This is a genomic window from Flavobacterium sp. (assembly GCF_039595935.1).
Taxonomy (GTDB): domain Bacteria; phylum Bacteroidota; class Bacteroidia; order Flavobacteriales; family Flavobacteriaceae; genus Flavobacterium.
On sequence record NZ_JBCNKR010000004.1, the window covers coordinates 1,421,805 to 1,434,274 of the forward strand.

Consider the following 12,470-nt stretch of genomic DNA (forward strand, 5'->3'; position numbering starts at 1 on the left):
AGTCAAAAGTTTTAAAGTCGAAAGTCATAAAGTCAAATATTAAGAACTTAACCTTTCACATTAAAACTAAAAAATTAATCAATTCTAAAAAACGTCAAAAGTGAAGACTTTAAGACCTTCGACTTTCGACTTTAAGACTTAAAAAAAATGAAAAATATATTAAACAAATTAATCAATCACGAAGTGCTTTCTAAAGAAGAAGCGAAACAAGTATTGATTAACATTTCAAGCGGTCAATATAATCCGAGTCAGATTTCTGCATTTTTGACTGTATATATGATGCGAAGCATAACAATTGATGAACTTTCGGGCTTTCGCGAAGCTTTATTAGAATTATGCATTCGTATTGATTTATCTGCCTATAATACCATTGATTTATGCGGAACAGGCGGTGACGGAAAAGACACTTTCAACATTTCAACATTAGCCTCTTTTGTATCGGCAGGAGCTGGAATTAAAGTTGCTAAACACGGAAACTACGGTGTTTCATCGATTTCAGGGTCGAGCAACGTAATGGAAAAAATGGGAATTAAATTCAGCAACGATCCATCGTTTTTAGAAAAATGTATTGACAAAGCCGGAATTTGTGTTTTGCATGCTCCCCTATTTCACCCTGCAATGAAAAATGTTGGGCCAATTAGAAAAGAATTGGCAGTAAAAACTTTCTTTAATATGCTGGGCCCAATGGTAAATCCATCATTTCCTCAAAACCAGTTAGTTGGAGTTTTCAATCTAGAATTGGCGAGAATGTACGCCTATTTATATCAAAATACCGATATCAATTTCACGATTTTACATTCGCTTGACGGATATGACGAAATCTCTTTAACTGGCCCAACCAAAACGATTACATCACACATGGAAGGAATGTTAAAACCAGAAGATTTTGGTGTTAAACTTTTATCTCAAACCGAAATTGAAGGTGGAAAAACTATCGAAGAATCGGCAGAGATTTTCACCAATATCATTTCAGGAAAAGGAAACGAAGCACAGAATAATGTAGTCTGCGCTAATGCTGCAATGGCAATTGCAACAGTTACAAAATGCTCTCCAAAAGAAGGTTTTGAATTAGCAAAAGAAAGTTTAGTGTCTGGAAAAGGACTTCAGGCACTTAAAACATTACAAGAACTAAGCAAATAAAAACAAACACAAATTTCACGAATTAGCACTAAACTTTGCGCCTTTGTGACTTTGTGGCAAAACAATAATCATGAATATTTTAGATAAAATAATATTTGACAAACAAAGAGAAGTTGTTCTTAAAAAATCGATTATTCCCGTTTCACAATTGGAAAGTTCAGTATTTTTTGAAAAACAAACCATTTCTTTAAGTCAGAAATTGAGAGAAAGCATCTCTGGAATAATTGCCGAACACAAACGCCGTTCTCCTTCAAAATCAATCATCAATAATAATTTCACGGTTGAAGAAGTGGTAAAGGGCTACGAAAATGCCGGAGCTTGCGGAATTTCTGTTTTAACTGATGGAAAATATTTTGGAGGATCTTTAGACGATTTACTTTTAGCAAGAGCTTCAGTAAATATTCCGCTTTTACGAAAAGAATTTATTGTTGATGAATATCAAATTCTGGAAGCAAAAGCACACGGAGCGGATTTAATTCTTTTAATCGCTGCAGTTTTAACCCGCGAAGAAATCAAATCATTATCTGAATTTGCTAAAAATTTAGGTTTAGAAGTTTTACTGGAAGTTCACAATCAGGAAGAATTGGAAAAATCGATTATGCCAAGTTTAGATATGATTGGCGTAAATAACCGAAACCTAAAAACTTTTGAAGTAAGCTTAGATTTCAGCAAACAATTGGCGTCTCAAATTCCAGATGAATTTGTAAAAGTTTCAGAAAGCGGAATTTCATCTATTGAAGCCATTCACGAACTAAAGCCATACGGTTATAAAGGTTTCCTAATTGGAGAAAACTTCATGAAAACCGACAATGCCGGACAAGCAGCTGTTGACTTTATAAGTCAGCTATAAGCCGTAAGCTATAGGCTATAAGCTTTTAGCAAAAAGTAAATAAAAAAATCAGCGCAAAGCAAAAAGCATAAAGCCTATTGCCTAAAGCTTAAAGCATTATAAAAAAATGAAACTCAAAATATGCGGCATGAAATATCCCGAAAACATTCTCGAAGTAGGCGCACTCCTACCCGATTATATGGGATTTATTTTCTGGGAAAAATCCGCGCGATATTTTAACGGAACAATTCCTGAACTTATAAAAACAATCAAAAAAACGGGTGTTTTTGTAGATCAAAGTCAGGAAGAAATTCTGGAGAAAGTAACAAAATACAATTTACAAGCTGTTCAGTTACACGGAAATGAATCGGTTGAATTTGTATCGGAACTAAAAAAAATATTACCAAAGAAAATCGAAATCATAAAAGCATTTTCTGCTGATGAAAATTTTGATTTTGAAAGTATAAAACCTTATGAATCAGTCTGCGATTATTTTTTGTTTGATACTAAAGGAAAACTTCCGGGCGGAAACGGAACAACATTCGACTGGACGATATTAAAAAAATACAATTCGAAAAAGCCTTTCTTTTTGAGCGGCGGAATCGGAATGAAAGAATTAAAAGCCATTGAAGAAATTTCAAAAAGCAATTTACCTATTTATGCTATCGATGTAAATAGTAAATTTGAAATCGAACCAGGGCTGAAAAATAGAAATTTATTTAGCAATTTCAAACGCAAATTTGATGTTGCCAACTTTTAAACTTTAACGAAATGAGTTTTAACGTCAACGAAAAAGGATATTACGGAGAATTTGGAGGAGCTTACATCCCGGAAATGCTCTATCCAAACGTAGAAGAATTACGTCAAAAATATCTAAGCATAATGGATGAACCAGATTTTAAAGCAGAATTCAACCAATTGCTGAAAGATTATGTAGGACGCCCAAGTCCGTTGTATTTTGCAAAGCGTTTATCTGAAAAATACAACACAAAAGTTTATCTAAAAAGAGAAGATTTAAACCATACCGGAGCGCACAAAGTCAACAACACAATTGGGCAGATTTTATTAGCAAAACGATTAGGTAAAAAAAGAATTATTGCCGAAACCGGAGCGGGTCAGCATGGCGTTGCGACTGCGACAGTTTGTGCTTTAATGGGAATTGAATGTATTGTTTACATGGGCGAAATCGACATTGCGCGTCAGGCTCCAAACGTAGCTCGTATGAAAATGTTAGGCGCAGAAGTTCGTCCGGCACTTTCAGGTTCACGTACTTTAAAAGATGCTACAAACGAAGCCATTCGTGACTGGATTAACAATCCGGTTGATACACATTATATTATTGGTTCTGCAATTGGACCTCATCCTTATCCAGACATGGTAACGCGTTTTCAGAGTATCATTTCAGAGGAAATCAAATGGCAGTTAAAAGAAAAAGAAGGTCGTGAAAATCCTGATTACGTAGTGGCTTGTATTGGCGGCGGAAGTAACGCTGCGGGAACTTATTACCACTTTTTACATGAGTCAGAAGTTGGAATTATTGCGGTTGAAGCTGCCGGAAAAGGTGTTGACAGCGGTCACAGCGCTGCAACCAGTAAATTAGGAAAAGTTGGAGTAATTCACGGTTGTAAAACCCTTTTAATGCAAACTCCTGACGGGCAAATTACAGAACCTTATTCTATTTCTGCAGGATTAGATTATCCGGGAGTTGGGCCTTTACACGCACATTTAGCGCAAAGTGGACGCGGAGAATTTTTCTCTGTGACCGATGATGATGCTATGAATGCAGGTTTGCAATTGACAAAATTAGAAGGAATTATTCCGGCAATCGAAAGTGCACATGCATTTGCGGTTTTAGACCAGAAAAAATTTAAACCTACAGATGTTGTTGTTATTAGTCTTTCAGGACGCGGTGATAAAGATTTAGACAATTATATTGACTATTTTAAATTGTAATAAAAATCGTAATTTGTGCATTTTTCGCAATAGCGGAATTAAAACAATCTAACGCTAACAAATAACGAGAAAAATAATAATTATGGAACAGTTATTCTCTTACGGAACATTACGATCAAAACAAATTCAAATGCAGATTTTCAATAAAGTATTAACTGGAACTGCAGACCAGCTTCTTGGTTATAAGTTAAAGAGTTTACAAATTGAAGAAGAATTTGGAATGGCTGATTATGTCGTGGCAGTACCAAGCGAAAACGCTTCGGAAGTTATACATGGCGTGGTTTTCAGTGTTACGGATGCCGATTTAGCAAAAGTTGATTTATTCGAATCTAATTCATACAGAAGAGTTCAGGTAAAATTGAAATCAGGAAAATCTGCCTGGGTTTATACTGAAAATAAATAATCGTAAAATATAAATTAAATGATCTTAGCTTCGGCACAAACAAAACCAACTCGAGGAGATATTGAATCCAATTTGTCAGATCATTATCGTCTTGTTGAATTGGCCGTACAAAATAATGCTCAATTGATCGTTTTTCCAGAAATGTCAATTACGGGTTACGAAAGACAAGAAGCAAATAAATTGATTTTCAAAAAAGAGGATTCTCGTTTAGATCATTTAAAAAAACTGTCTGCAGAAAATAATATCGTAATTATCGCCGGTGCACCAATTGAAATAGAATCCAGATTGTTTATTGGTGAATTTATTATTTCGCCAGACAATTCGGCTTCCATTTATACAAAACAGTTTTTACATGAAGGCGAAGATGAATTTTTCGAATCTTCTTTTGATAACAATCCGATTATTTCGATTGAAAATCAAAAAATTTCGTTTGCCATTTGTGCTGATATTGATAATCCGCTTCATCCGGAAAATGCCCGTAAAAATGAAACGGATATTTATATAACCAGTATTTTCTTTTCGCCAAATGGGATTCCGAATGCATATCGGGATTTGCAAAGTTACGCTGAGAAACACAAAATGAATGTTTTGATGTCGAATTTTAGCGGAGAATCCTGGGGTTCTCCATCGGCAGGTCAAAGTGCTTTTTGGAATAACAAAGGAGAATTAATCGGTCAGATGAATGATTCTGATTCCGGATTACTATTAGTTAAAAAACAAAATGATAATTGGACAAGCAAGGTTTTAAAATTTTAAAAATAATGCCACAGATTTCGCAGATTCTCATAGATTAAATTATTAAAAAATCATTGAAATCTTTTTAATCTGTGGCACAAAAAAACATAATAATGAACAGAATAACTCAAAAATTACAAGAAGATAAAAAGATCCTTTCAATCTATTTTTCTGCAGGATATCCGAACTTAAATGATACCGTTCAGATTATTCAGGATTTAGAAAAAAACGGAGTTGATTTAATCGAAATCGGACTTCCGTTTAGTGATCCTTTGGCAGACGGGCCAACAATTCAGGCAAGTTCAACGCAGGCACTTCATAACGGAATGACGACTCAGATTCTTTTCGATCAGCTGAAAAACATCCGCGAAAGCGTAAAAATTCCATTAATTATTATGGGCTATTTTAATCCGATGTTACAATACGGTGTTGAAGCTTTCTGTCAGAAATGTGCAGAAATTGGAATTGATGGTTTAATTATTCCAGATCTTCCTGTTGATGTTTATGCAGATGAATACAAAGCTATTTTCGAAAAATACGAATTAATTAATGTGTTTTTAATTACTCCTCAAACTTCAGAAGAAAGAATTCGTTTTATTGACAGCGTTTCAAACGGATTTATTTATATGGTAAGTTCTGCAAGTGTTACAGGATCTCAATCTGGATTTGGTGATGTACAAGAAAGTTATTTTGAAAGAATTGGATCCATGAATTTGAAAAATCCTCAAATTGTTGGTTTCGGAATTTCGAATAAAGAAACTTTCAGTCAGGCTACTAAATATGCAAAAGGTGCTATTATTGGAAGTGCTTTTATTAAACATTTAAGCGAAAGTGGAAGCGGGAAAATTGAGGAATTTGTTGGAGGAATTCGATAGATATAAGTTCTAATGGTATATGAAATTTTAATGCCATTTATTTTAAGAATCTATAAACAGAACCTTTTCAAATATTTTATACCTTTGAATAAAATCACTTATTATGGATTTAGAAGCCCGTAAAATATCATTTGTACAAGAATTCCTTAGGCTGCAAAATGAAGAAATAGTCAATCAGCTTGAAAATTTACTTCATGAGCAAAAAGTACAATTGTTGGATTTAGAAATGAAGCCAATGAGCCGAGATCAATTTAATAATGAAATTGATCAATCTATAAATGATGTAGCTCAAAACAGAATTACCTCATCCAAGGATTTAAAATCAAGAATTCGAAAATGGGATTAACTGTTTATTGGACTCAATTTGCAGAGGATAAGCTTATAGATATTTTTGAATACTACAAATATAAAGCAGGAGTTAAAGTTGCAAAAGCACTAGTAGATGGCTTGGTAGATGCTTCGCTTTCGCTTGAGTTTAATGCCTATGGCGGCCAAAAAGAGGAACTTTTATCTGACAGAATTCAAGATTTTAGATATTTAATTTTTAAAAATTATAAAATTATTTATTGGATTAATGAATACAAAAAAGCTATTTATATATCTAACATCTTCGATACCAGGCAAAACCCAACAAAACTTAAATTGGGTAAATAGATTTAAAAAGCTGAAACATTCATAGTTTCAGCTTTTTTTTGCTCAAAATTATCGAAACCGTTTTATGTTAATATTGTGTTAAAATAAAATTAAACAAGTGTTTAAATTAAACAACTGTTTAATTTTGTATCCGATTAGAAACAATATCATGTCACAGATCGAATTAAACGACAAAAAAATTCAGATTCTTAATGTTGCTGAAAAGCTGTTTTCAGAGAAAGGATATGAAGGGACGTCAATACGGGACATTTCAAAAGAGGCAAAAATCAACATTGCCATGGTTTCGTATTATTTTGGTTCAAAAGAAAGACTCTTAGAAGCTTTAATTTTTCACAAAACTGTTGATTTAAAACTACAACTCGAAAATTTATTACAAGAAAACATTCAACCTCTTGAAAGAGTCAATAAATTAATCGAAATTTACATTAACAGAATTTGTCTTAACAAGGGCATTTACAGGGTTTTACATTTTGAACTTTACAATAAAAAAAGAAAAAAGCCTGCAGGCTTTTACAGAACTTAAAAAAGGAAACTTAAAATCTGTAGAAAGCATTATTAAACAAGGTCAGTCTCAGGGAGTTTTTAGAAAAGACGTTAATATTCAACTCATTACTCCTACAATTATTGGAACCTTTTTTCACTTTCACATGAATCGCTCTTTCTTCGAAGAAATATTTGATTTAAAAACAGAAGAAATGTTTAACAATTACATTAAAAACGAACTTACAAAGCACATTCAACAAACTATAAAAGCGCTACTTGTTTATGAAAATTAGTCAATTAATGCTCTTTGGAGTTTTCTTTATCGGATTATCTTCAATAGAAGCACAAGAAAAAACAAGTTTAACTTTAGATGAAGCCGTAAAAATGGCCTGGGAAAAGAGTAACGAAGTTACGCTTGCCAACACTAAGGTAAACTCAAAAAAATACGAATTACAAACGGTAAAAAATAACCAATACCCGGATTTAAAAATTTCTGGTCAATACCAGCGTCTTACAAAAGCTTCAATTGATATGCCTAATCAGGGAGAAAGCGCATCTCTTGCTTCTCCTGACCGCGCAATGCTTGGAATGGCAAATTTAAGTCTGCCTCTTTTTGCCGGATTCAAAATTCAAAATAGTATTGACGCTTACGAAAGTTTGTACGAAGCAGAAAGCGTTAATGCAGTAAAAACAAAAGAGGATGTCGCTTTAAGAGTAATTACTTACTACACAGCTTTATATAAAGCGCAAAAAACGTTAGACGTTTTAAATGAAAATCAAAAAAGTGCCAAACAACGTGTAACTGATTTTACTGAATTAGAGAAAAACGGAATTATCCCAAGAAATGATTTATTGAAAGCGCAATTGTTAGTTTCAAAAACACAATTATCTATTGATGAAGCAACTAACAATCTTAATAATATCAATTTTTATCTGACTACTTTATTGAAATTAGCTCCTGAAACAAAAATTCAGGTTAATGAAGATGATTTCTTTAATCTAAAAACAACGAATGCACCAACATCTGATGCTTTGGCGCTTGAAAACAGAAAAGATTTAGAGGCTCTTCGTTTACAATCAAAAGCTTCTGAGGCGAATGTAAAAATTGCAAAAGCCGGATATTACCCAACACTTTCACTGCTTGGAGGTTATACTGCTTTAGATCTTAAAGACATTATTACGGTAAAATACGCTATGAACTTTGGTTTAGGTTTATCGTATGATTTATCTGGAATCTTAAAAAACAGTGCACACGTAAAAGAAGCTGAAAGCAAAGCACTTGAAGTTAAAAATACTGAAGCTATCATGACAGACCGTATTAAAGTTGAAGTTCAAAAATCTATTGAAGATTATGACTTGGCTATTAATCAAAGTGTTGTTTATGAAGAAGCGCTTCAGCAAGCATCTGAAAATTACAGGCTTGTAAAAGATAAATTCGACAACGGTCTTGCTGACACTAATGATTTAGTTGAAGCAGATGTTGAGCAGTTAAGTGCAAAAATCAATACAGCTGTTGCAAAAGCAAACATTATTCAAAAATATTACGAATTACTTTCAGTATCAGGACAATTATCACAATCATTCAATCTTTCTAAAATATAATCGATAGCTCTCATGGAAAAGAAAAAGACAAATAAAAAATTCATCATCATACTTGCAGTTCTTATTTTAGGAGGCGGAACTTACGGAATCTCTAAATATCTGCACTCTCAAGCTCACGAAGAAACAGATGATGCTCAAATTGAGAAAAGAATGAACCCAATTATCCCGAGAGTATCAGGATATATCAGCAAAGTTTATGTGAAAGATAATGACTATGTAAAAAAAGGAGATACTTTATTTACTATCGACAAAAGAGATTATCAGTTAAAAATTGATGAAGCTAATGCTGCTTTATTAGGCGCTGAAGGACAATATGAAGCTGCAAAAGCAGATATTGGAAGCGCAAATGCAAGTATTTCTGTTTCTGATGCTCAAATGAGATCTGCTACAGGTTCTATCGAAAGTGCAAAAATCAGATTGAGACAGCTAACTAACGATTTTAACCGTTATAACAATTTGTATAAAACACATACAATTACAAAACAGCAATTTGAGCAGGCTCAGGCTGCAAAAGACGAAGCTGAAAACCAAGTACGTGTTTTAGAACAACAGCAAAGAGCAAGTTCTTACCAAAAATCAGTAATTCAGTCAAAATCTAAAGTTTCTGATAAACAAACAGAAGTTGCTGCAGCAAACATCAAAAAAGCAAAAACAATGTTAGATGTTGCGCACTTAAACCTTTCTTATACAGTAGTTACTGCTGCAATCGACGGTCAGGTTTCTAAAGTTGATATTCAGCCAGGACAATTAGTTCAGCCAGGACAGTCTTTATTCTACATTATCAATAATAATGAAGCTTGGGTTGTGGCTAACTTTAAAGAAACACAATTAAACAAAATGGTTGTAGGACAAAAAGTAAGCTTAAAAGTTGATGCATATCCAAACTATGAGTTTAAAGGAACTGTAACTTCTTTCTCTCCTGCAACTGGATCTCGTTTTTCATTATTACCTCCTGATAATGCTACAGGAAACTTCGTAAAAACAATTCAGAGATTACCAGTAAAAATTAGTATCGATCAATCTAACGATCCTGAAAAAGTAAAACTTTTAAGACCAGGAATGAACGTTGATGTAGATGTACATTTAAAATAAAACATGGCAGGAGCAGTACAAGCAGACGACGATTTAGTAGAATACGGTTTCAGACGTGTTATCATTACGATTACGGCAGTACTTTGTGCACTGCTGGAAATCGTGGATACTACGATTGTAAACGTAGCGCTGACAGACATGCGCGGAAGTCTTGGTGCTACCTTGACCGACGTGGCATGGGTAATTACAGCATACGCAATTGCGAATGTTATTGTAATTCCGATGACGAGCTGGCTATCACAGCAATTTGGAAGACGTAACTATTTTGTGGCTTCCATTATAATATTTACGGTCTGTTCTTTTTTGTGTGGTAATGCCACCAACATTTGGGAACTTGTAGCTTTCCGTTTCGTACAAGGTATGGGCGGTGGAGCATTATTAGTAACAGCCCAAACGATTATTACAGAAAGTTATCCGGTCGCAAAACGTGGAATGGCACAGGCTATTTACGGAATGGGGGTAATTGTTGGTCCAACTCTTGGTCCGCCATTAGGAGGATATTTAGTAGATAATTATTCCTGGCCTTATATATTTTATATTAATATTCCGCTTGGAATTATTGCTACAATTTTGGCTTTAACTTTTGTAAGAAGTCCAAAATATGGTGAAAAATTAAAAGCAAATCAGGTTGACTGGTGGGGAATTATCTTATTGAGTACCTTTATTGGATCACTGCAATTCGTTTTAGAACACGGACAGCAGGATGACTGGTTTAACGATTCTCTTATTATTACTTTAAGCGTTGTAACAGTTTTAGGATTAGTTCTTTTTATTTGGAGAGAGCTGACATACAAACATCCTATCGTAAACTTAAGTGTTTTAAAAGATGGAAATTTAAGAATTGGTACTATAATGTGTTTTATTCTTGGTTTCGGTTTATATGGCTCAACATTAATTATTCCAATTTACACGCAGTCCATTTTAGGATGGACAGCAACTGATGCCGGATTGTTATTAATTCCGGGATCTATTACAACCGCTATCATGATGCCTTTTGTGGGTAATATGATTCAAAAAGGAGTTCCGCAAGGATATATGGTGGGAGTAGGATTTTTAATTTTCTTCTTCTTTACCTTTATGATGTACAGCCGTATGACGCCTGATACCGGAGTTGAACATATGTACTGGCCTTTAATTTTAAGAGGAATTGGTTTAGGGTTACTTTTCGTTCCTATTACAACGCTTTCTCTTTCTACTTTAAAAGGAAAACAAATTGGTGAAGGAGCCGCATTTACCGGAATGATGCGTCAATTAGGCGGGTCTTTTGGTATTGCAATTATCACTACTTTTATAACCCGTTTCAGTCAGGCGCACAGAGTTGATTTGATTAATAATCTTGACCCAACTCGTGTAGAAGTACAGCAGCGTCTTACAGGAATGCAGCGCGCCTTCATGTCAAAAGGATACACCGCCGATGTCGCTTTAAAAAAAGCTACTCAGGCTATTGAATATTCTGTTATGAAGCAAAGTACGGTAATGGCTTACATGGATATCTTCATGTATCTCGGAATTATGTTTTTATGTTGCATACCGATTATTCTCTTTATCAAAAAAGGGAAGAACAAAATTAATGCAGCCGACGCAATGCATTAATAATAATAATTTTATAATACGCAGAAACGCCGAATTCATCCTTTAGAATTCGGCGTTTATTTTTTTAGTCACAGTTTTCAGTGGCAGTTTTCAGTTTATAAGCTTTATGCTAAAAAAACTTAGTCCCTTAGCATCTTAGAACCTCAGCACCTTAAAAACTACCTTGTAAAAACCAAATGATTTCCTTTTGATAGATTCGCATCAAATTTATATCCTTCGTAATTGAAACCTTTTAGATCATCAATAGTTTCTGCATTAGTATCTATTATATAACGCACCATCATCCCTCTCGCCTTTTTGGCAAAAAAGCTGATCATTTTTAGTTTTCCGTCTTTATAATCTTTAAAGTCAGGTGTGATTACAGGAACTTTTAAAGCTTTTACATCTACTGCAGAAAAATATTCGTTACTGGCTAAATTCACAAACAATTCTCCTTTTTTCAACTCTTTGTTTAAAGCTTTAGTTACAACTGGTTTCCAAAATTCATGTAGATTTTTAAATTCTCCAACCGGCATTTTGGTTCCCATTTCCAAACGATACGCCTGCATTAAATCAAGTGGTTTTAAAAGACCGTAAAGACCTGATAAAATTCGAAGTTTATCCTGAAGAACCTCTAATTTCTCTAACGGAATAGTATAAGCATCCAAACCTGTATAAACATCACCATCAAAAGTATAAACTGCCGGACGTGCATTTTCAGCAGTAAAAGGCGTTTTCCATTCCTGATTGCGCTTCCAGTTTAAATCGGCAAGTTTATCTGAGATTGACATTAGTTCTGATAATTCAGAAGGCTTTTTTGTCTTTACTACTTTATGAACCACTCTTGCTTCTTTTAAAAATGAAGGTTCAGTATATTGAGGAGTTGGTAATTCTTTTTCGAAATTCAATGATTTCGCTGGCGATATAACAATTTTCATGTGTGCTTTTTTCTATGATTCAAAAATACAAATTGCATTCTTAAAAATTATTGTTTGCAATTGATTTGTTCTATTGTTGTATTTTTTTTTCGCCACGAATTCACGAATTTATTTTTCAAATCTGTGAGTATAATTTGTTCTGCCAAAGATTAAAATGATTTACACAGATTTTTTAATCTTTTTAATCTTTTAAA

At 33.8% G+C, this 12,470-nt stretch carries 15 protein-coding genes; 14 read left to right on the forward strand and 1 reads right to left on the reverse strand.

Going from position 1 to position 12,470, the window contains the following annotated elements; all coding sequences use genetic code 11:
• Positions 1-147 precede the first annotated feature (147 nt).
• The 14 genes from trpD to ABDW27_RS06220 all read left to right on the forward strand — a co-directional run bounded on the left by trpD (position 148) and on the right by ABDW27_RS06220 (position 11,359).
• Positions 148-1,140: an anthranilate phosphoribosyltransferase gene (trpD, locus tag ABDW27_RS06155; protein ID WP_343695073.1), complete on the forward strand. Its 993-nt coding sequence runs from the start codon at positions 148-150 to the stop codon at positions 1,138-1,140.
• A 70-nt stretch (positions 1,141-1,210) separates the two neighbouring features.
• Entirely contained in the window at positions 1,211-1,990 is a 780-nt protein-coding gene (gene trpC / locus ABDW27_RS06160; protein ID WP_343695074.1) for an indole-3-glycerol phosphate synthase TrpC, read from the forward strand.
• A 106-nt stretch (positions 1,991-2,096) separates the two neighbouring features.
• The gene (locus tag ABDW27_RS06165) at positions 2,097-2,729 is read left to right on the forward strand and encodes a phosphoribosylanthranilate isomerase (RefSeq protein ID WP_343695075.1); all 633 of its coding nucleotides are present in this window, start codon (positions 2,097-2,099) and stop codon (positions 2,727-2,729) included.
• A gap of 11 nt (positions 2,730-2,740) precedes the next feature.
• Positions 2,741-3,922 carry a tryptophan synthase subunit beta gene (gene trpB / locus ABDW27_RS06170; protein ID WP_343695076.1) on the forward strand — a complete coding sequence of 394 codons (1,182 nt, stop codon included), beginning with the start codon at positions 2,741-2,743 and terminating at the stop codon, positions 3,920-3,922.
• Positions 3,923-4,004: 82 nt separating this feature from the next.
• Positions 4,005-4,325, forward strand: coding sequence for a gamma-glutamylcyclotransferase family protein (locus ABDW27_RS06175; protein ID WP_343695077.1), 321 nt, complete (start codon positions 4,005-4,007; stop codon positions 4,323-4,325).
• Positions 4,326-4,343: 18 nt separating this feature from the next.
• Positions 4,344-5,081, forward strand: a complete 738-nt coding sequence (locus ABDW27_RS06180; protein ID WP_343695078.1) for a carbon-nitrogen hydrolase family protein — start codon at positions 4,344-4,346, stop codon at positions 5,079-5,081.
• Between the two features lie 92 nt (positions 5,082-5,173).
• Entirely contained in the window at positions 5,174-5,935 is a 762-nt protein-coding gene (trpA, locus tag ABDW27_RS06185; protein WP_343695079.1) for a tryptophan synthase subunit alpha, read from the forward strand.
• A 103-nt stretch (positions 5,936-6,038) separates the two neighbouring features.
• A complete protein-coding gene (locus ABDW27_RS06190; RefSeq protein ID WP_343695080.1) occupies positions 6,039-6,281 on the forward strand; it encodes a hypothetical protein in 243 nt (80 codons plus the stop codon).
• A complete protein-coding gene (locus ABDW27_RS06195) occupies positions 6,272-6,589 on the forward strand; it encodes a type II toxin-antitoxin system RelE/ParE family toxin (protein ID WP_343695081.1) in 318 nt (105 codons plus the stop codon). Before ABDW27_RS06190 ends, ABDW27_RS06195 begins: the two co-directional genes overlap by 10 nt.
• A gap of 148 nt (positions 6,590-6,737) precedes the next feature.
• On the forward strand, positions 6,738-7,112 hold the full coding sequence (locus ABDW27_RS06200) for a TetR family transcriptional regulator (RefSeq protein WP_343695082.1): 375 nt from the start codon (positions 6,738-6,740) through the stop codon (positions 7,110-7,112).
• The gene (locus ABDW27_RS06205; RefSeq protein ID WP_343695083.1) at positions 7,060-7,365 is read left to right on the forward strand and encodes a TetR/AcrR family transcriptional regulator C-terminal domain-containing protein; all 306 of its coding nucleotides are present in this window, start codon (positions 7,060-7,062) and stop codon (positions 7,363-7,365) included. Before ABDW27_RS06200 ends, ABDW27_RS06205 begins: the two co-directional genes overlap by 53 nt.
• Positions 7,355-8,674: a TolC family protein gene (locus ABDW27_RS06210; RefSeq protein WP_343695084.1), complete on the forward strand. Its 1,320-nt coding sequence runs from the start codon at positions 7,355-7,357 to the stop codon at positions 8,672-8,674. Before ABDW27_RS06205 ends, ABDW27_RS06210 begins: the two co-directional genes overlap by 11 nt.
• Before the next feature lie 12 nt (positions 8,675-8,686).
• Complete coding sequence (locus tag ABDW27_RS06215) at positions 8,687-9,766, forward strand: HlyD family secretion protein (protein ID WP_343695085.1); 1,080 nt, start codon at positions 8,687-8,689, stop codon at positions 9,764-9,766.
• 3 nt (positions 9,767-9,769) lie between these two features.
• Positions 9,770-11,359 (forward strand): MDR family MFS transporter, encoded by a 1,590-nt coding sequence (locus ABDW27_RS06220; RefSeq protein ID WP_343695086.1) that lies wholly within the window; start codon positions 9,770-9,772, stop codon positions 11,357-11,359.
• A gap of 158 nt (positions 11,360-11,517) precedes the next feature.
• On the opposite strand, the gene yaaA is transcribed toward ABDW27_RS06220, so the two are convergent.
• The gene (yaaA, locus tag ABDW27_RS06225; RefSeq protein WP_343695087.1) at positions 11,518-12,276 is read right to left on the reverse strand and encodes a peroxide stress protein YaaA; all 759 of its coding nucleotides are present in this window, start codon (positions 12,274-12,276) and stop codon (positions 11,518-11,520) included.
• Positions 12,277-12,470 lie beyond the last annotated feature (194 nt).